The following is a 20429-nucleotide window of genomic DNA, read 5'->3' as shown; positions in this document are numbered from 1 at the left end:
GGGGGAGACACGATGAGCGCACCACAGCCCGGGTGGTACCCGGACCCGACGGACGGGCGCCGTTGGCGCTGGTGGAACGGGACGGCCTGGTCGGACCAGATCGGAGAGAGCGGACGGCAGCGGAGCTCTCCGCTCACGCCGACCGCGAGGCGGAAGCGCCGGGTCCCGGTGTGGATCTGGGTCGTGGCCGGTGTGATCGTCTTCCCCGTCCTCCTCGTACTCTGGCCCCTCCTCGGTGCAGCAGCCCTGGTCGTCCTGGTGACCGGGGTGGTCGCCCTCGCGACGAGATCCCGAACCTGGTTGCGGTTCTCGTCGCCCGCCGCGGCGGTCGCCGCGACCTCCGTCGCCGCCGTCGTCGTCCTCGCGACAGGGGGTCTGACGGCGGCGGCCCTCACTTTCCCTCCGGCCACGGCGACGTTCGCCGAGCCCGCTCCGCTGGCCCAGCCCGTCGACGGCTCGAGCCTGTCTCCGACCGTTCCCTCCCCGTCCGGGACGCCTCCCCTCTCGACAACGGCACCCGCTTCGCCGACGCCGAAGGCCTCACCGAAGCAGACACCGTCCTCGAACCCACTGCCGACCCGGACACCCGCTCCGTCCTCCACCCCGGTCGTCCGCGTGTCCGACGTATCTGTTTCCTCCACGATTCCGTTCGACCATGTGTCCGTCGACGACGGGAACCTGCCCCGAGGTCAGTCGCGCGTCGATGTCGGCGGCGTCGACGGGGAGAAGGTCTCGGTGTTCCGCGTCACCACGGTGGACGGGGTCGAGACCGGGCGCACGCTGGTCAGCGAGTCGGTGTCCCGTGAGCCCGTCTCAGAGGTCACCGCCGTCGGGACGTACGACGTGCCCCCGCCCGCTGCAGAGCCGCCGGTGTCCGAAGGATGCCACCCGAGCTATGCCGATGCGTGCGTGCCGATCGACTCGGACGTCGACTGCGCGGGTGGGTCAGGCAACGGCCCGTCCTATTTCGACGGGGTCGCGCGAGTGGTGGGCCCGGACGAATACGACCTCGACCGGGACGGCGACGGCTGGGCGTGCAACGGCTGACCGGACGCCGCCCTCGGTAACCTCGACCCATGCCCTCCCCCCGCGCGCAACTGGAGAACCTCGTTCGCCGTCCGCACGCCGACGACTTCGCCGCCCTGCACGCGGTCCCCGTCGACGGGGACGCCCGAGCCGCAGCGATCCTCGTCCTGTTCGGCGTGCTCGACGGCATCCCGAGTCGACGCGAAGCGGCGCACGTTCCGAGCGACCTCGATGTCCTCCTGCTGGCGCGCGCCAGCACCCTGCGCGCGCACCCGGGGCAGGTCGCGTTCCCGGGTGGGCGCGTCGATCCGGGAGACGCGGATGCCGTGGCCGCGGCGCTGCGCGAAGCGCGCGAGGAGACGGGGCTCGACCCCGACGGCGTCGATGTGCTGGGGACGCTCCCGGCCGTGCCGCTGGCGTTCTCCCGGCACGAGGTCACCCCGGTGCTCGGCTGGTGGTCCCGCCCGACGCCGGTTCGCGCGGTGGACCACGCCGAGTCGGCCGAGGTGTTCCGCGCCCCCGTCGCGGATCTGCTCGATCCGGACCGCCGGGGGTCGACGGTGATCCGCCGCGAGGGACGGGTCTGGCGGGGACCGGCGTTCACGCTCGAGACGGCGGGCGGCCCGCAGACGGTCTGGGGCTTCACCGCGATGGTGCTGGACGGACTGTTCGACCGGCTCGGATGGACCGAACCGTGGGATGCCACGCGCGAGATCGCGCTCCCCGAACAGGGGTCGACTTCTCCTGCCCATCCGGTCGATCTGTAGCGTCTTCCCCCGGCTTCGTCATCCGCGATGTGCGCGACCGTCGGGATCGCTAGCGTGGACACCGTGACTGCGCCTATCGACCCCACCACCACCGCCGCCTGGTCCCGCCTCTCCGCGTTGCGCGACTCCTTCGATCCCGATCTCCGGGGCTGGTTCGCCGCCGACGCCGACCGGGTCCGCGACCTCACCCGCACGGTCGGCGACCTGCACGTCGACCTGTCGAAGAACCTCGTGACCCCCGAGGTGCTCGAGGCCCTCGTCGCGCTCGCGGGCGAGACCGGCGTGCGCGAGCGGTTCGCGGACATGCTCCGCGGCGCTCACCTCAACACGAGCGAAGACCGCGCCGTGCTGCACACGGCCCTCCGTCGCCCCGCCGGAGTCGAGCCCGCGCTCGTCGTCGACGGCCAGCGAGTCGACCACGACGTGCACGAAGTGCTCGACCGTCTGAGCGCGTTCGCCGACCGCGTGCGTTCGGGCGAGTGGCGCGGCGTCACGGGCAAGAAGGTGACGACGGTCGTCAACATCGGGATCGGCGGCAGCGACCTCGGTCCCGTCATGGTCTACGAGGCCCTCCTTCCGTACGCCGATGCCGGCATCCACGCGCGTTTCGTCTCGAACATCGACCCCACCGACATCGCGCAGAAGACCGCCGACCTCGACCCCGAGACCACGCTCTTCATCGTCGCGTCGAAGACGTTCACCACCCTCGAGACCTTGACCAACGCGCGCCTGGCCCGCGACTGGCTGTGGGAGAAGCTGGGTTCCGCCGGAGTGATCGACGACACCGACGCCGCTCGCACGGATGCCGTCGCCCACCACTTCGTGGCCGTGTCGACCGCGCTCGACAAGGTCGAGGCCTTCGGCATCGACCCCACCAACGCCTTCGGCTTCTGGGACTGGGTCGGTGGCCGCTACTCGGTCGACTCCGCGATCGGACTCTCGCTCGCGATCACCCTCGGTCCGGACGCGTTCCGCGAACTCCTCGCCGGGTTCCACACGGTCGACGAGCACGTGGCATCCACGCCGATCGAGCAGAACGTCCCTGTCCTCATGGGACTCCTGAACGTCTGGTACACGAACTTCCTCGGTGCGCAGTCGCACGCAGTGCTGCCCTACGCCCAGCAGCTGCACCGCTTCGCGGCATACCTGCAGCAGCTCACCATGGAGTCCAACGGCAAGTCCGTCCGGTGGGACGGCACGCCCGTCACCACCGACACCGGAGAGGTGTTCTGGGGTGAGCCCGGCACGAACGGCCAGCACGCCTTCTACCAGCTGATCCACCAGGGCACTCGTCTCATCCCCGCCGACTTCATCGCCTTCGTCAACCCGGCGTATCCGCTGGCCGACGACGGACGTGACGTGCACGGTCTGTTCCTCGCCAACTTCCTCGCGCAGACCAAAGCCCTCGCTTTCGGCAAGACGGCCGAAGAGGTGGAGGCCGAGGGCACGACCGGCGCTCTCGTCGCCGCCCGCACCTTCCCCGGCAACCGCCCGACGACGTCGATCTTCGCCCCCTCCCTCACCCCCGCGGTGCTGGGTCAGCTGATCGCGCTGTACGAGCACATCACCTTCACGCAGGGCACCATCTGGGGCATCAACTCCTTCGACCAGTGGGGCGTGGAGCTGGGCAAGCAGCTCGCCCTGCAGATCGCGCCCGCGATCGAGGGCGACGATGAGGCGTTGGCCGCTCAGGATGCCTCGACGGCGGGGCTGCTCGCCTACTACCGCGACCACCGCGCCTGAGAAATCGGGCTGATCCGCGGTTTTTCTTGGGCGCGGATCAGCCCGGCCCGGCGGCGCCGAAAGGCGTCGACGGGACCCGAGGAAGCGGTATTCAACCCCGCCTTGAAGGTTTATCAAAAAAGCCCTGGTCGGAGGCCCTCTTTCCTTCGCGTTCTCGAGGGGTTCGCCGCGGCCGATCGCGCCTGTGCTCGACCGCCGTAGCCGCTCCCGCGCGCCATGCTCCTCCCACGACCCTCCCAGGTAACGAAGAGATAACGCTCAGAACAGCCACCCACACTCGGGGACTTGTGTCGACCCGACGACACAGCGACCGCGCTCTGCCCGAGAGCGCGCCCCCGACGAAAGTGCTCTCTTGCTGCGTTCCGATCTCAAGCTCCTCCCCGTTCATCGCGCCCGCCGCACGCTTACCACGGCGATGACCTGCGCCGGCCTCGCGCTCGGCATGGTCGCCACGACCGGCCTCGCCGTCGCCGCGCCGCTGTCGATGCCGGATGCCTCGGCCTCCGCCTTCAGCGCGCCCGCCGCCACCACGGCACCCGCCGCGATGAGCGTCGCGACTCTCGGTTCGACCCCGACCCTCCAGGCCGTGACCCAGACCGCCGACTCCGCGACCACCGACGCGCAGTCCGCCCTCGCCGGCGCCTCCGCCGTCCAGGCCGACATCGCGACGGCGGGACTGCCGCTCGCTGTGGGGGACACGAGCATCGACACCGCCGCCCTGAGCGACGCGGTCGAGCGCCTGTCGGCATCCGACCTTCTGCCGACCGTCCTTCTGCCGGCGCTGAGCCAGAACGCCGAGGTCGAGACCCAGCGCGTCAACGACCGCGTCGCCACCCTGCGCAGCAGCCTGAACGACGCCGTCGCGGCCAAGGCGGCGGCGGATGCCGCGGCGGAGGCGCAGCGACAGGCTGAGGCTGCGGCGGCCGCCGAGGCGCAGCGCGAGGCTGAGGCTGCCGCGGCGCTCGCCCGGGTGAACACCCCCGACGGAGCGAAGGCCTTCGCCGCCCAGCTCGCGGCCGACCAGTACGGCTGGGGCGACGACCAGTTCTCCTGCCTCTCCTCGCTGTGGACTAAGGAGTCGGGCTGGAACTACCAGGCGTACAACCCCAGCGGTGCCACCGGCATCCCGCAGTCGCTCCCCGGCGACAAGATGGCCAGCTTCGGATCCGACTGGGCGACGAACGCGGCGACGCAGATCAAGTGGGGTCTGGACTACATCTCCCGCGGATACGGCACGCCGTGCGCCGCCTGGGGACACTCGCAGGCCACGAACTGGTACTGAGAAGTTCCCGCCCGACGGCCCCATCCCTTCGCATAGCGATATATCGTTATGTATCGCTGACTCAAATCGGGTCCGCGCCAAGGAGGTCGTCATGAGTGGTTCATTCCTGGGAGACGCGTTCGGCGGACGCGGCGGCAACAACACCCCCGGCTGGCCGATGTCCAACATCCTCGAGGCCGTGGAGCAGCTGCGCACGCAGTTCGAGCAGAAGGCGAGCAGCGCACCGCGCATGAACAAGGGTGACGTCCGCTCGGCCGTCCTCTCCCTTCTTCTCGAGCAGCCGATGCACGGCTACCAGATCATCCGCGAGATCGAGGAGCGAAGCGGCGGCTCCTGGAAGCCGAGCCCCGGCTCGGTGTACCCCACGCTTCAGCTGCTGACCGACGAGGGGCTCGTGCAGTCCGAGGAGTCCAACGGCCGCAAGACCTACTCGCTGACCGCCGAGGGCCGCGAGGCCGCCGGCGAAGAGACCACCGAGCGCACCGCCCCGTGGGAGTCCGCGGGTTCGCGCGACGGTGGACGTATGACGGCCCTCCCGAAGGCGGGCGTCGAGCTCGCCCAGGCCGCCGCGCAGGTGGCGCGCACGGGTGACAAGGAGCAGGTCGCGCAGGCCGTCGAGATCCTCGACGACGCTCGCCGCAAGCTCTACGCCATCCTCGCTCAGGGCTGAGATTGCCCGTCCCCGGCGCGTGCCTCCGGCACGTCGGCATCCAGGAGTCCCGTTGACCGACGACGCCCTCATGCGCGCCCGCTACCGGCGCATCACGCGGTTCGCCGCGCGGTATCTCGTCCAGGCGTGGTGGTACGAGCTGTTCCTGCCGCGGTTCGGCCTCGGGTGGATCTCCGCCCGGGGCCGCACCCGGCGATTGCTGCGCCTCGCGCAGCGCTTCCACGTGCTGGCTGTCGACCTGGGCGGTCTGATGATCAAGGTCGGGCAGTTCATGTCGTCGCGCCTGGACGTGCTCCCACCCATCATCACGAAAGAGCTCGAGGGCCTGCAGGACGAGGTTCCCGCGGTGCCGTTCGCACGAATGCGCGAGCGCATCGAGGACGAGCTCGGGATGCCGCTGACCCGCGCCTTCGCTTTCGTCGACGAGCGACCGCTCGCTGCCGCTTCGCTCGGTCAGGCGCACCGGGCGGCCCTCACCGACGCGCTGGCGGAGGAGAGCGGACTGCGAGAGGTCGTCGTCAAGATCCAGCGTCCCGGGATCGACCGCATCGTCGACGTCGACCTCCGCGCCCTGCGCAAGGTCGGTCGGTGGCTCAGCAAGGTCTCGCTCGTATCGGACCGCGTCGACATGCCCGCGCTCGTCGAGGAGTTCGCCGTCACAAGCCTCGAAGAGATCGACTACCTTCACGAGGCGGCCAACTCCGAGCGCTTCGCCGCCGATTTCGGCGACGACGCGAGGGTCGCCGTCCCCGCCGTGGCCTGGGAGCGCACGACGCGGCGCGTCCTGACCCTCGAAGACGTCTCGGCCATCAAGATCACCGACGTCGACGCGCTGCGCGCCGCCGGCATCGACCCGTCCGAGGTGGCGGCGCGGTTCGCCGCGGTGATGTTCGACCAGCTCTTCGAGGACGGCTTCTTCCACGCCGACCCGCACCCCGGCAATGTCTTCGTCACCCCGCTTCCGACCCCGGATGCCGACACCCCGGCGTGGCGGTTCACCTTCATCGACTTCGGGATGATGGGGGAGGTGCCTCCGGGGCTCCGTCGGGGTCTCCGGCGCGTGCTCATCGCCGCCGCCTCGCGCGACGGAAAGGGTCTCGTGGACGGCATCCGCGACATCGGCGTCCTTCTCCCCACGGCCGACACCGTCCAGCTCGAGCGCGCGATGACCCAACTGTTCTCGCGCTTCGGGGGAATGGGGTTCGCGGAGTTGCAGGAGGTCGACCCGCGCGAGTTCCGCGCTTTCGCGGTCGAGTTCGGCGACGTCGTCCGCACCCTGCCGTTCCAGTTGCCCGAGAACTTCCTCCTCATCGTCCGTGCGATGTCGCTCACGAGCGGCATGTGCAGCGCTCTCGATCCGTCCTTCAACATCTGGGATGCCGTCGAGCCCTACGCGCAGCGCCTGATCCGCGAGGAGAGCGGCAACACCGCTCAAGCGCTCGTGCGCGAGGTAGGGGCCGTGGCCGCCGTGACCGCGCGGCTGCCGCGCCGCGTCGACAACCTGATCTCGCGGTTCGAAGAGGGCGCCGTCTCGGTGCAGACGCCGAGGATCGAACGTCGGTTGCGCGACCTCGAGCGCATGATCCGCCGGGTGGTGTCCGCCGTCCTGTTCACGGGGCTCCTCCTCGGCGGCATCCTGCTCCAACCGGAGGAAGGATTCTGGGGCACGATTCTGCTCATCGCCTCGGTCGCCCCCTTGTCGCACGCTCTCCTCGCGGGGATCATCGCGCGCCGCAACGGAGCCTGACCGCGCGGCGCGCCGGTCCTTAGACTGGCCCGGTGCCCCCGGAACCCGCACGCCCGCTCGCCGGGTGGTCCTTCGACGGCACATTGCGCGCGTATCAAGCGGCGGCGCTCCGTCGGGTCGACGTCGACGCCGGCGAGCCGCTCCACCTCGTCGCCCCACCCGGCTCGGGCAAGACCCTCCTCGGACTCCTCCTCGCCGCCCGGCGGGGACGGCGAACCGTGGTCTTCGCCCCGACGATCGCCATCCGCGAGCAGTGGGTCGGGGCGGCCCGCGCGCTCGCGCACGACGACACGGCCGTGTCGGAGGACCCCGCGGCGCCGGCCGACCTGACCGCCCTCACCTATCAATCCATCAGCGTCCTGGACTCCGCGTCGCCCTTCGCCGCTCTCGCCCGCGAACGCTGGCGAGACGAGCTGAAGGACGACGACCGGACGCCCGAGGCCGCGACGGTATGGCTCGACGCGCTGTCGGAGAGCAATCCGAGCGCGTACCGGCGCGGCATCCAATCCCGTGCGCGGGCGATCCGACGTTCGCTCGCGCGACAGGATGCCACGGTCCTCGCCGCCGCTCTGCACCCGAACGCGCGCGAACTCATCGACCGGTTGGTCGCGCGCGGGGTCGAGACGATCGTGCTGGACGAGTGCCACCACCTCCTCGACCACTGGGCGCTCGTCGTGGCCGCCCTCCTCGCCCGGATCCGGGCGGACGGCCGCGATCCCCTCGTCATCGGCCTCACGGCGACTCTGCCGACTCCCGACGACGCCGACGAGTACGACAACTACATCTCGCTGCTGGGCGAGGTCGATCTCGAGGTGCCGGTGCCGGCCGTGGTCCGCGAGGGGGACCTCGCGCCCTACCGCGAGCTCGTCCACGTGGTCGAACCCACCGCCGAGGAGCGCCTGTTCCTGAGCGCGCACGCGCAGGCCCTCGAGGTCGCGCTGCGCACGAGCTTCGCCGTGGGGTCCGGCCGCGCGAGCCTGCTCGGCATCCTGAAGCCCGTGGGGACGGCCGACGCCGACGCCGACGACATCGACCACCTGCTGGCCGCCGCCTTCGCGGCCGATTTCGCCGGGGCGGAGGCGGCCGGCGCGATGCTCTCCCTCGTCGCCCCCGACGACCCCGTCGTCGCGCACCTGCCCGCGTTCGCCCGCCGTCCGCCGACGACCGACGAGACCCTGCGGCTGCTCGGTCGCTTCGCCCTCGACCACGTGCTGCCCGACCCGTCTCGTGCGGAGGAATGGACGCGCTTGCGCACCCTCCTCGCCGATTTCGGCTACGCGCTCACGGACCGGGGGGTGCGCCGGACCCGTGACCCCATCGACTCCGTGCTGACCTCGTCCCTCGCCAAGGACCAGGGCGCCTGCGACATCCTGGCCGCCGAGGCGGCGGCGCTCGGCGAGCGGCTCTGCGCCCTCGTCGTGACCGACTTCGCGCGACACGGCAACGTGCACGGAGGTCTGCTCGGCGCGGCCGGTGCCGTTCGAACCTTCTCGGTGCTGACGACGGATGCCGCCACCGCCGACCTCCGCGCGATGCTCGTCACCTCGTCGACCGTGCGCCTGGCGCGCCGCGACGCAGCGGAACTCCTGGCGGCGCTCGTGGCAGAACTCGGCGTCGAGGTCACCGCGGCGCCCGTCGACGACGATCCGCACGTCGTGGAGGTGCGGGGGATCGCCGGGGCAGGGATCGTCGGCGCGGCCGCGCGGTTGTTGAGCGCCGGCCGTCTGCAGGTCGTCGTGGGCACACGGGGGCTGTTCGGTGAGGGCTGGGACTGCCCGCGGGTGAACACGCTCGTCGACCTCACGGCCGCCGCCGGCGACGCGGCGATGCAGCAGCTGCGCGGGCGCACCCTCCGCCTCGACCCGGCGTGGCCCGAGAAGACGGCGCACAACTGGACGGTGACGGCGCTCGTCCCGACCGACCTCGCGGTGGAGGCGCAACCGGATGCCACCCGCCTCCGCCGCAAGCACGCTCGGCTCTGGGGCGTGGACGTCGACGATCCGCGCCGGGTCGTCAGAGGCATCGGCGCCGCCCTCGGACATGCCCAACGCCGAGCGCTCACCGGGGTCCTGTCGAAGGCTCCCGGCGCGGCGTCCGCCGGCGTCGGCGCCCTGGACGCGATCCCGTCGCGTGCCACCACCCGAGAGCTCTGGCGCATCGGCGAGCCCTACGAAGACGTCGAGGAGGAGTCCTTCGTCGTCGAGCACCGGCCGCACGTGCCGTTGTTCCCGACATCCGTGTCGGCGACGCGGGAGACCGCGACGGCTTTCGTCGGAACGCTCGGTGCCTCGGGCGCAGCGATCGCCGGAGCGTTCGCTCTCGTGCCTGACGTTGCACCGCCGTTCGCGGGAGCGGCGCTGCTGGGTGGAGCCCTCACCGCGGTTCCCCTGGGGATCGCGTGGCGGCAGGGGAGGCGGCGCGTCCGCGACGCCCGCGCGACTCTTCACCGCATCGTGGAGGTGCTCTGGGCGGCACTCGCGGACGCCGGTCGCGTCCGCGCCGCGGCGGGCGCACCGTCGGTCATCCCCGCCGATGCCCTCACGGCCGTGCACAGACTCGAGGTCGTTCTGCGCGGTGCGGAGCCGGATGACCGTGCCGCCTTCGGGCAGGCCCTCATCGAGCTGTGCGCCCCTGTCCGCGCCCCGCGCTTCGTGCTCGAGGTCGACCGGGGCGGGCGCTCCGCGGTGGTGGGCGCGGTCCTCCGGCTCGCGGGTTCGCGTCGGCCCCGTCGCTTCCTCGCGGTACCGGCGGATGTCGGACGCCGTCGCGAGGTCGCCCACCGCTTCGCGCAGGAGTGGCAGCGCCGGATCGGACCCGTGACCCTGCACGAGGTCGGTCTGTCCGAAGGCGATGCCGTGATCAGCGAAGCGCGCCGCTCCGGAGCGTTCTCCGGCGCGGCGCGCTCGTTGGTGTGGTGGCGCTGAGCTCAGTACCAGCCGGTCGACTGCGAGTGATCCCACGCCCCGCACGGGCTGCCGTAGCGGCCCGAGATGTAGCCGAGGCCCCACGCGATCTGCGTGCCGGCGTTGGTCTGCCAATCGGCGCCGGCCGAGCTCATCTTGCTTCCGGGGAGAGCCTGCGGGATGCCATAGGCACCGCTCCCGGCGTTGTAGGCCTGGTAGTTCCATCCGGACTCGCGGTTCCACAGCGAGACGAGGCACGAGAACTGGTCGTCGCCCCACCCGTAGCCGGCGAGCATGCCGCGCGCGGTGGACTGAGCGCCTCCCGGGCTGTTGTCGCCCGAGCCGCCGCCCGAGGACGGCGGGGGAGTCCACCCGCCGGACGAGTCGTCGGAGGGAGCGCTCGAACGAGCCTCGGCTTCCTCCTTGGCTTTCGCCGCGGCCGCCGCCTCAGCTTCCTGCCGGGCCTTTTCGGCGGCTTCTTCTTCCTGCTTCTTCGCCACGGCCGCGTCGAGGCTCCCGCGCAGGGCGCTGACGCGCTGGTCGACGGCGGACGCCGCGGCGGTGACCTCGCCGGTCACGCCGGGAAGGAACGCCGGCGGCAGCACCTGCGCGGCATCCAGCCGATCGGTGGCCTGCTGCAGAGCGCTGGTGTCGACGGTGGCCGGCTGCCCGATGTCGAGTCCGGATGCCGAGATGTCGTTCTGCACGGCTGCCGCGGACTGCAGAGAAGCTGCTGCCGCCTGCTCCGCCGCACGAGCGTCCGCGACAGTGGGGGCCGAGGTGGTGGCCGGCGTCACGGGGGCCGTGTAGGACGCGAGCTGGAAGCTCGAGGCCGACAGAAGAGAGGATGCCGGGGCGGCCTGTGCGACAGGGGCGGTGCCGGTGAGGGCCACCGTTGCGGCGAGCCCGAGGGCGACGGCACCGGCGGTGATCGCGGGGCGGCGGGTGGAGCGGCGGGCAGCCAGTCGGCGGCTGCGGCGGTTGTACGGGGGCGTCGAATCAGAACTCATAAAACCGGTTTCGTATCGCGAGGACGGCGGAGAACAGCACGTCCTGCCCGTGATCGACGGGCACGAAACGGGGAGCCTGGCATGGCAGTCTGGACGCAACCTGGGCGGATCGCCGGGGCGGATGCGTGGTCACGGTGTGCTGCGAACACCGTTCGCCCCCGCGTCGCGCCCGGTCCGGTCGAGATCTGGGAAGCGGAATGGGTTAGGCTTGAGTGTCACTCGTCTGACTATCCCGCTCCGCGGGTGTGAGCGAGTGGTATCGCACGAAACAATCCGCTTCGCTTCGGCTCGTGGCTTTCGTTCGCCTTCCGGCGAGTGGCGCCCGGCCGGGTACGGCCCCACCCGGGACCGTCTCGCAGGAGCCGAAGCCCGACACCCACCCACTAGGACAACCCACTACATGACTACCGCAACGACCGCCCCCGCTATCAAGCAGGTCGCGATCAACGACATCGGCTCCGCCGAAGACTTCTTGGCCGCGGTCGAGAAGACCCTCAAGTTCTTCAACGACGGCGACCTCATCGAGGGCACCGTGGTGAAGATCGACCGCGACGAGGTCCTCCTCGACGTCGGTTACAAGACCGAGGGTGTCATCCCCTCCCGCGAGCTTTCGATCAAGCACGACGTCGACCCCAACGAGGTCGTCAACGTCGGCGATCACGTCGAGGCCCTCGTTCTCCAGAAGGAGGACAAGGAAGGTCGCCTCATCCTGTCCAAGAAGCGCGCGCAGTACGAGCGTGCGTGGGGCGACGTCGAGAAGATCAAGGAGAACGACGGTGTTGTCACCGGCTCCGTGATCGAGGTCGTCAAGGGCGGGCTCATCGTCGACATCGGCCTCCGCGGCTTCCTTCCCGCCTCGCTCATCGAGCTGCGCCGGGTCCGCGACCTCACGCCGTACCTCGGCCAGGAGATCGAGGCCAAGATCCTCGAGCTCGACAAGAACCGCAACAACGTCGTGCTCTCGCGCCGCGCCCTGCTCGAGCAGACGCAGTCCGAGTCGCGCACCACGTTCCTGAACAACCTGCACAAGGGTCAGGTCCGTAAGGGCACGGTCTCGTCGATCGTCAACTTCGGTGCGTTCGTCGACCTGGGCGGCGTGGACGGTCTCGTGCACGTCTCCGAGCTCTCCTGGAAGCACATCGAGCACGCCTCCGAGGTCGTCGAGGTGGGCCAGGAGGTCACCGTCGAGATCCTCGAGGTCGACCTCGACCGTGAGCGCGTGTCGCTCTCGCTCAAGGCGACGCAGGAAGACCCGTGGCAGGTGTTCGCCCGTACCCACGCGATCGGTCAGATCGCTCCGGGCAAGGTCACCAAGCTCGTTCCGTTCGGTGCGTTCGTCCGCGTGGCAGACGGCATCGAGGGGCTCGTGCACATCTCGGAGCTGTCGGGCAAGCACGTCGAGCTCGCCGAGCAGGTCGTGTCGGTCGGCGAAGAGGTCTTCGTCAAGATCATCGACATCGATCTCGAGCGTCGTCGCATCTCGCTGTCGCTCAAGCAGGCCAACGAGTCGGTCGACCCCAACGGCACCGAGTTCGACCCGGCGCTGTACGGCATGGCCACCGAGTACGACGAGCGTGGCGAGTACAAGTACCCCGAGGGCTTCGACCCCGAGTCGGGTGCCTGGCTCGAGGGCTTCGACACCCAGCGCGAAGCTTGGGAGCAGGAGTACGCCGCTGCCCAGGGTCGCTGGGAAGCCCACAAGGCTGCCGTCACCAAGGCCCTCGAGGCCGAGGCTGCCAACCCGGCGGACACCGGTTCGTTCGGCGGATCGTTCTCGTCGGAGTCGCCCGCTCAGGGCACCCTCGCCGATGACGAGTCGCTGGCTGCGCTTCGCGAGAAGCTCTCCGGTCGCTGATCGGTTCCTCATCGAAGGCCGGTACCCCTCGGGGTACCGGCCTTCGGTCGTTCCTGCGCAAGCCCTGGTGATTGCACGAGGGGGTGGGGGAGGCTCGACACATGGCAAACCGCATCCCCCTCCTGATGACCGTCGCCGGCGTCGCCGTCCTGTTCCTGTCGATCGCGTTCGTGTTCGCCCTCGTCATCGGAGCCCTGTTCTTCGGTGGAATCGAGTTCACCGGTGGACACACGGATGCCGCGGCCGCCCTGGCATCGATCCCGTCCGAGGTCTGACCTTCCGAGGCCACAGCGGCCGCGCTGCGGCTCGAACGCGCCAGATCCGCGTTTTTCCGCGGTTTCCGGGGTGCGACACGCCCGGGCGGTGGTGTGGATTGGACGAGTCGGTGGGATCCGCGTAACTTATTACTTGTTCGCCCCACAGGGGAGAGCGGAGCGGCCGAAAGGCCCCGCGTCCTCTCAAGCGGAGAACAACCCAAAACCCCAACACATGGTGTAAGGTTTTGGTTCTGGTCCTCGACCGGGTTTCACGACGTTGATCTCTTAGATAGGTCCCACTGTGAGAGCCGCAAGGTTCGAGTGACTGAATATAGAAGTGAACTGCCTCACGGGTAGGTCGAGAGATCGTTTCTGTGGGTGCGTCCGTTCCTTGAGAACTCAACAGCGTGCACTTGTCAAATGCCAATTTATTCCTCGTCGGTCCGTTTTGCGGATTGCGAGAAATTCCTTTGGATCAAAGTCCAACCCTTTGGGGTTGGCATCTGGATAGTCAGTTTTGACTTCCTGTTTGGTCAGATTGAACTCGCTTGTCCCGACCTTATTCCGGTTGGGTGGGCTTTTTTCTTTTACGGAGAGTTTGATCCTGGCTCAGGATGAACGCTGGCGGCGTGCTTAACACATGCAAGTCGAACGGTGAAGCCAAGCTTGCTTGGTGGATCAGTGGCGAACGGGTGAGTAACACGTGAGCAACCTGCCCTGGACTCTGGGATAAGCGCTGGAAACGGCGTCTAATACTGGATATGAGACGTGATCGCGTGGTCGTGTTTGGAAAGATTTTTCGGTCTGGGATGGGCTCGCGGCCTATCAGCTTGTTGGTGAGGTAATGGCTCACCAAGGCGTCGACGGGTAGCCGGCCTGAGAGGGTGACCGGCCACACTGGGACTGAGACACGGCCCAGACTCCTACGGGAGGCAGCAGTGGGGAATATTGCACAATGGGCGGAAGCCTGATGCAGCAACGCCGCGTGAGGGATGACGGCCTTCGGGTTGTAAACCTCTTTTAGCAGGGAAGAAGCGAAAGTGACGGTACCTGCAGAAAAAGCGCCGGCTAACTACGTGCCAGCAGCCGCGGTAATACGTAGGGCGCAAGCGTTATCCGGAATTATTGGGCGTAAAGAGCTCGTAGGCGGTTTGTCGCGTCTGCTGTGAAATCCCGAGGCTCAACCTCGGGCCTGCAGTGGGTACGGGCAGACTAGAGTGCGGTAGGGGAGATTGGAATTCCTGGTGTAGCGGTGGAATGCGCAGATATCAGGAGGAACACCGATGGCGAAGGCAGATCTCTGGGCCGTAACTGACGCTGAGGAGCGAAAGGGTGGGGAGCAAACAGGCTTAGATACCCTGGTAGTCCACCCCGTAAACGTTGGGAACTAGTTGTGGGGACCATTCCACGGTTTCCGTGACGCAGCTAACGCATTAAGTTCCCCGCCTGGGGAGTACGGCCGCAAGGCTAAAACTCAAAGGAATTGACGGGGACCCGCACAAGCGGCGGAGCATGCGGATTAATTCGATGCAACGCGAAGAACCTTACCAAGGCTTGACATATACGAGAACGGGCCAGAAATGGTCAACTCTTTGGACACTCGTAAACAGGTGGTGCATGGTTGTCGTCAGCTCGTGTCGTGAGATGTTGGGTTAAGTCCCGCAACGAGCGCAACCCTCGTTCTATGTTGCCAGCACGTAATGGTGGGAACTCATGGGATACTGCCGGGGTCAACTCGGAGGAAGGTGGGGATGACGTCAAATCATCATGCCCCTTATGTCTTGGGCTTCACGCATGCTACAATGGCCGGTACAAAGGGCTGCAATACCGTAAGGTGGAGCGAATCCCAAAAAGCCGGTCCCAGTTCGGATTGAGGTCTGCAACTCGACCTCATGAAGTCGGAGTCGCTAGTAATCGCAGATCAGCAACGCTGCGGTGAATACGTTCCCGGGTCTTGTACACACCGCCCGTCAAGTCATGAAAGTCGGTAACACCTGAAGCCGGTGGCCCAACCCTTGTGGAGGGAGCCGTCGAAGGTGGGATCGGTAATTAGGACTAAGTCGTAACAAGGTAGCCGTACCGGAAGGTGCGGCTGGATCACCTCCTTTCTAAGGAGCATCTGGCGCTCATGGTTTTGCTGTGGGTGTCCAGGCGCCGGATCAGACCGAATGTGTCTGCCGGTTAGCTCATGGGTGGAACATTTGATGGGGTGCTCATTCTGAGGATTTCGGGTCTAGTACGCAGCTTGTCTGTGGAACGGTTCGGGTCGGAGGGGTGGGTACATGCACGCTGTTGGGTCCTGAGGGGCCGGGCGCTGATCGGGTTTTCGGATCTGGTTGGTGGCTGTTTCCTTGTGGGCCTTCCCTGCTGTCACGGTTGTGGCGTGTGGGGTGGGTACCGCCCGTACTTTGAGAACTACACAGTGGACGCGAGCATCTTCGACATGAGCCTTCGGGTTTGTGTCGTGAAGATGATCTTAAAGATCATTAGTCAATTTTTTGACGATTCAACTCATGTGATTTCAAGTCTTTAAGAGCAAACGGTGGATGCCTTGGCATCTGGAGCCGAAGAAGGACGTAGCAATCTGCGATAAGCCTCGGGGAACTGATAAGCGAGTTTTGATCCGAGGGTGTCCGAATGGGGAAACCCCGCCAGGGCGCGTGCGTACCTGGTGACTCCCGCCTGAATATATAGGGCGGGTAGAGGGAACGTGGGGAAGTGAAACATCTCAGTACCCACAGGAAGAGAAAGCAAAAGCGATTCCGTGAGTAGTGGCGAGCGAAACCGGAAGAGGCTAAACCTAGCGTGTGTGATAGCCGGCAGGCGTTGCATGTTGGGGGTTGTGGGACTTTTCTGATTGTTCTGCCGAGCAGTCGACGTGACAAGAGGGTATAGACGAACGGTTTTGAATGGCCGGTCATAGAGGGTGCGAACCCCGTAGTCGAAATGCCTGTTCTTGGCGTGAAGAGTATCCCAAGTAGCACGGGGCCCGAGAAATCCCGTGTGAATCTGTCAGGACCACTGATAAGCCTAAATACTCCCAGATGACCGATAGCGGACAAGTACCGTGAGGGAAAGGTGAAAAGTACCCCGGGAGGGGAGTGAAATAGTACCTGAAACCGTTTGCTTACAAACCGTTGGAGCCTCCTTAGTAGGGGTGACAGCGTGCCTTTTGAAGAATGAGCCTGCGAGTTAGCGATACGTGGCGAGGTTAACCCGTGTGGGGTAGCCGTAGCGAAAGCGAGTCTGAATAGGGCGATTCAGTCGCGTGTCCTAGACCCGAAGCGAAGTGATCTATCCATGGCCAGGTTGAAGCGACGGTAAGACGTCGTGGAGGACCGAACCCACTTAGGTTGAAAACTGAGGGGATGAGCTGTGGATAGGGGCGAAAGGCCAATCAAACTTCGTGATAGCTGGTTCTCTCCGAAATGCATTTAGGTGCAGCGTTGCGTGTTTCTTGCCGGAGGTAGAGCTACTGGATGGCCGATGGGCCCTACAAGGTTACTGACGTCAGCCGAACTCCGAATGCCGGTAAGTGAGAGCGCAGCAGTGAGACTGTGGGGGATAAGCTTCATAGTCGAGAGGGAAACAACCCAGACCACCAACTAAGGTCCCTAAGCGCGTGCTAAGTGGGAAAGGATGTGGAGTTGCTTTGACAACCAGGAGGTTGGCTTAGAAGCAGCCACCCTTGAAAGAGTGCGTAATAGCTCACTGGTCAAGTGATTCCGCGCCGACAATGTAACGGGGCTCAAGCACGCCACCGAAGTTGTGGCATTGACATTTTTGGTAGGCCTTCGTGGTCCAGCCGTGTTGATGGGTAGGAGAGCGTCGTGTGGCGAGTGAAGCGGCGGGGTGACCCAGCCGTGGACGCTACACGAGTGAGAATGCAGGCATGAGTAGCGAAAGACGTGTGAGAAACACGTCCTCCGAAAGACCAAGGGTTCCAGGGTCAAGCTAATCTTCCCTGGGTAAGTCGGGACCTAAGGCGAGGCCGACAGGCGTAGTCGATGGACAACGGGTTGATATTCCCGTACCGGCGAAGAACCGCCCAAGCTAATCCAGTGGTGCTAAGAGTCCTAGCTCACGCTTTAGCCGATCCCTTCGGGGTGAGGCGGGTGTGTGTGAACGCTCGACCCCATGCTGGTGCGGCTAGCGTATTAACAGGTGTGACGCAGGAAGGTAGCCCAAGCCAGGCGATGGTAGTCCTGGTGCAAGTGCGTAGGCCGACTCTTAGGCAAATCCGGGAGTCATTGAGGCTGAGACACGATGCGGATAAAAAGTGGGTGATCCTATGCTGCCGAGAAAAGCATCGACGCGAGGTTCTAGCCGCCCGTACCCCAAACCGACTCAGGTGGTCAGGTAGAGAATACCAAGGAGATCGAGAGAATCGTGGTTAAGGAACTCGGCAAAATGCCCCCGTAACTTCGGGAGAAGGGGGGCCATCCACTTATTAGGACTTGCTCCGAAAGGGTGTGGTGGCCGCAGAGACTAGTGGGTAGCGACTGTTTACTAAAAACACAGGTCCGTGCCAAGTCGCAAGACGATGTATACGGACTGACGCCTGCCCGGTGCTGGAAGGTTAAGAGGACCGGTTAGCCGCAAGGCGAAGCTGAGAATTTAAGCCCCAGTAAACGGCGGTGGTAACTATAACCATCCTAAGGTAGCGAAATTCCTTGTCGGGTAAGTTCCGACCTGCACGAATGGCGTAACGACTTCCCAACTGTCTCAACCGCGAACTCGGCGAAATTGCATTACGAGTAAAGATGCTCGTTACGCGCAGCAGGACGGAAAGACCCCGTGACCTTTACTACAGCTTGGTATTGGTGTTCGGTGTGGCTTGTGTAGGATAGGTGGGAGACGGTGAAGCATTCACGCCAGTGAGTGTGGAGTCATTGTTGAAATACCACTCTGGTCACTCTGGATATCTAACTTAGGACCGTGATCCGGTTCAGGGACAGTGCCTGGTGGGTAGTTTAACTGGGGCGGTTGCCTCCCAAAATGTAACGGAGGCGCCCAAAGGTTCCCTCAACCTGGTTGGCAATCAGGTGGCGAGTGTAAGTGCACAAGGGAGCTTGACTGTGAGACTGACAGGTCGAGCAGGGACGAAAGTCGGGACTAGTGATCCGGCAGTGGCTTGTGGAAGCGCTGTCGCTCAACGGATAAAAGGTACCTCGGGGATAACAGGCTGATCTTGCCTAAGAGTCCATATCGACGGCATGGTTTGGCACCTCGATGTCGGCTCGTCGCATCCTGGGGCTGGAGTAGGTCCCAAGGGTTGGGCTGTTCGCCCATTAAAGCGGTACGCGAGCTGGGTTTAGAACGTCGTGAGACAGTTCGGTCCCTATCCGCTGCGCGCGTAGGAAGTTTGAGAGGATCTGACCCTAGTACGAGAGGACCGGGTTGGACGAACCTCTGGTGTGTCAGTTGTTCCGCCAGGAGCACCGCTGATTAGCTACGTTCGGGATGGATAACCGCTGAAAGCATCTAAGCGGGAAGCCGGCCTCAAGATGAGACTTCCATACCTTTATGGTGAGAGGCTCCCAGCCAGACTACTGGGTTGATAGGCCGGATGTGGAAGCGTAGTAATACGTGAAGCTGACCGGTACTAATAAGCCGATGACTTGATAACACACCGTTTTTGGTGCTTGCGTCCACTGAGTGGTTCTCGATGTACGGTCGGGAACGCAACAATGAAAGTAATCGTTGTTGGTTTTTGAAACATCAATAGTGTTTCGGCGGCCATAGCGAGAGGGAAACGCCCGGTCACATTCCGAACCCGGAAGCTAAGCCTCTCAGCGCCGATGGTACTGCAGGGGGGACCCTGTGGGAGAGTAGGACACCGCCGGACTTCTTCTAACGAAATGGCCACCCAAAGCTGGGTGGCCATTTCGCATTTACGGGCATGATTGCGGCGCTTCGTCGTTGTCACACGGAGCTAGAGTCGAGAACGTGAGCGAGTTCTCCGGCCACTTGCCCGGGAGTCGTGAGTACAGGCGCCTCCTGGCGGGTTTGTTCTTCGGCGGGGTGGCGACGTTCGCGCAGCTCTACGCCACGCAGGCTGTCTTGCCTGCGATCGCTGCCGACATCGATTCGGGGCCGGCAGGCGCCGCCCTGACGGTGTCCGCGTCGACTCTGGGTCTGGCTGTCGCGGTGATTCCCTGGTCGCTCGTCGCCGATCGCATCGGCCGGGTTCCGGTCATGGCGCTCGGACTGGTGGCGGCGACGCTCCTCGGCGCGTGCACGCCCTTCGCGGATGACATCGTCATGTTGCTGGGGCTACGCCTCCTCGAGGGGGCGGCATTGGGAGCTGTACCCGCCGTGGCGCTGGCCTATCTCAGCGAGGAGATCGCTCCGCGCCACGTCGCGGCGGCGGCGGGCTCGTACATCGCGGGCACGACGGTCGGCGGTCTGTCGGGGAGGGTCATCGCGGGGTGGGTCGGTGAGGTCGCCGGATGGCGGTGGGGGGTGGCATCCGTCGTTCTGCTCTGCGTCGTGGCGGCGGTATTGTTCGTCGCGCTCGTGCCGTCGGCTCGGGGATTCGTTCCGGGCCGCGCGCGAAAGGAGCGGGGCCTGTCGGTCAGGCGGAGGATTCTCGCGAACCTGCGCTCACGGGTGCAGCTGGCACTTTACGCGCAGGGCTTTCTGCTCATAGGCGCCTTCGTCGCGGTGTACAACTACCTGGGGTTCCACCTCGCCGGGGCGCCCTTCTTCCTGCCGCCTGCGGTGGTGACTCTGCTCTTCCTCGCCTATCTCGCGGGGACGGTGTCGTCTCCCCGCGCCGGGATGCTCGCGGTGCGGCATGGGCGTCTGCCGGTGCTGGTCGGAAGCATCGCCGTGATGGCGGGTGGGATCGTGCTGATGTCGGTACCGGCGCTCCCGGTCGTGGTCGTGGGTCTCCTCGCCTTCACCGCGGGATTCTTCGGGGCGCACGCCGTGGCATCCGGTTGGACTCCGGTCGCGGCGGCCTCCGACGCGCGGGCGCAGGCGTCGTCCCTCTACTACCTCGCGTACTACGCCGGCTCGAGTCTGTTCGGCTGGCTGCTCGGATGGGTGTTCGGCGGGGCAGGGTGGTCGGTGTTCCTCGCGGCGGTGCTGGTGATGTGCGCTCTCGCGCTGGCCGTCGCGATCGTGACCTTGCGTGCCCCGAAGGCCTCGGGTCCGTGAACGCC

At 66.0% G+C, this 20429-nt stretch carries 11 protein-coding genes and 3 rRNA genes; 13 read left to right on the top strand and 1 reads right to left on the bottom strand.

The genetic code is table 11. The annotated features are described in order from the left end of the window. The first annotated feature begins 12 nt into the window (after positions 1-12). The 7 genes from MTES_RS18655 (at position 13) to MTES_RS19430 (ending at position 10159) form a co-directional block, all read left to right on the top strand. A complete protein-coding gene (locus MTES_RS18655) occupies positions 13-1047 on the top strand; it encodes a G5 domain-containing protein (RefSeq protein ID WP_080575325.1) in 1035 nt (344 codons plus the stop codon). Between the two features lie 29 nt (positions 1048-1076). Beyond that, complete coding sequence (locus MTES_RS00060; protein WP_013583101.1) at positions 1077-1793, top strand: NUDIX hydrolase; 717 nt, start codon at positions 1077-1079, stop codon at positions 1791-1793. A 27-nt stretch (positions 1794-1820) separates the two neighbouring features. Beyond that, complete coding sequence (gene pgi / locus MTES_RS00055; protein ID WP_013583100.1) at positions 1821-3536, top strand: glucose-6-phosphate isomerase; 1716 nt, start codon at positions 1821-1823, stop codon at positions 3534-3536. Positions 3537-3888: 352 nt separating this feature from the next. Then, the gene (locus MTES_RS00050) at positions 3889-4818 is read left to right on the top strand and encodes a hypothetical protein (RefSeq protein WP_013583099.1); all 930 of its coding nucleotides are present in this window, start codon (positions 3889-3891) and stop codon (positions 4816-4818) included. A gap of 91 nt (positions 4819-4909) precedes the next feature. Next, complete coding sequence (locus MTES_RS00045) at positions 4910-5488, top strand: PadR family transcriptional regulator (protein WP_013583098.1); 579 nt, start codon at positions 4910-4912, stop codon at positions 5486-5488. A 70-nt stretch (positions 5489-5558) separates the two neighbouring features. Beyond that, on the top strand, positions 5559-7235 hold the full coding sequence (locus MTES_RS00040; RefSeq protein WP_050901815.1) for an ABC1 kinase family protein: 1677 nt from the start codon (positions 5559-5561) through the stop codon (positions 7233-7235). Positions 7236-7267: 32 nt separating this feature from the next. Next, complete coding sequence (locus MTES_RS19430) at positions 7268-10159, top strand: DEAD/DEAH box helicase family protein (protein ID WP_013583096.1); 2892 nt, start codon at positions 7268-7270, stop codon at positions 10157-10159. A gap of 2 nt (positions 10160-10161) precedes the next feature. Here the strand turns inward: MTES_RS19430 and MTES_RS00030 are convergent, their stop codons facing one another. Next, on the bottom strand, positions 10162-11148 hold the full coding sequence (locus tag MTES_RS00030; protein ID WP_013583095.1) for a 16S rRNA uridine-516 pseudouridylate synthase: 987 nt from the start codon (positions 11146-11148) through the stop codon (positions 10162-10164). Between the two features lie 400 nt (positions 11149-11548). Here MTES_RS00030 and rpsA point away from each other — a divergent pair, with 400 nt between their 5' ends. The 6 genes from rpsA to MTES_RS00005 all read left to right on the top strand — a co-directional run bounded on the left by rpsA (position 11549) and on the right by MTES_RS00005 (position 20424). After that, positions 11549-13003 carry a 30S ribosomal protein S1 gene (gene rpsA / locus MTES_RS00025; RefSeq protein ID WP_013583094.1) on the top strand — a complete coding sequence of 485 codons (1455 nt, stop codon included), beginning with the start codon at positions 11549-11551 and terminating at the stop codon, positions 13001-13003. Positions 13004-13104: 101 nt separating this feature from the next. Beyond that, complete coding sequence (locus MTES_RS19425; protein WP_158309734.1) at positions 13105-13278, top strand: hypothetical protein; 174 nt, start codon at positions 13105-13107, stop codon at positions 13276-13278. A gap of 568 nt (positions 13279-13846) precedes the next feature. Continuing rightward, positions 13847-15368: ribosomal RNA gene (locus MTES_RS00020) — 16S ribosomal RNA — on the top strand. A gap of 411 nt (positions 15369-15779) precedes the next feature. Next, a 23S ribosomal RNA gene (locus MTES_RS00015) occupies positions 15780-18889 on the top strand. A gap of 102 nt (positions 18890-18991) precedes the next feature. After that, positions 18992-19108: ribosomal RNA gene (rrf, locus tag MTES_RS00010) — 5S ribosomal RNA — on the top strand. The 16S, 23S and 5S rRNA genes sit together here, the layout of an rRNA operon. 101 nt (positions 19109-19209) lie before the next feature. Further along, positions 19210-20424, top strand: a complete 1215-nt coding sequence (locus MTES_RS00005) for an MFS transporter (RefSeq protein ID WP_043360796.1) — start codon at positions 19210-19212, stop codon at positions 20422-20424. Positions 20425-20429 lie beyond the last annotated feature (5 nt).

This window comes from Microbacterium testaceum StLB037 (assembly GCF_000202635.1).
Taxonomy (GTDB): domain Bacteria; phylum Actinomycetota; class Actinomycetes; order Actinomycetales; family Microbacteriaceae; genus Microbacterium; species Microbacterium testaceum_F.
The sequence above is the reverse complement of the archived record's forward strand: the minus strand, read 5'-3'. Positions and strand labels throughout refer to the sequence as shown.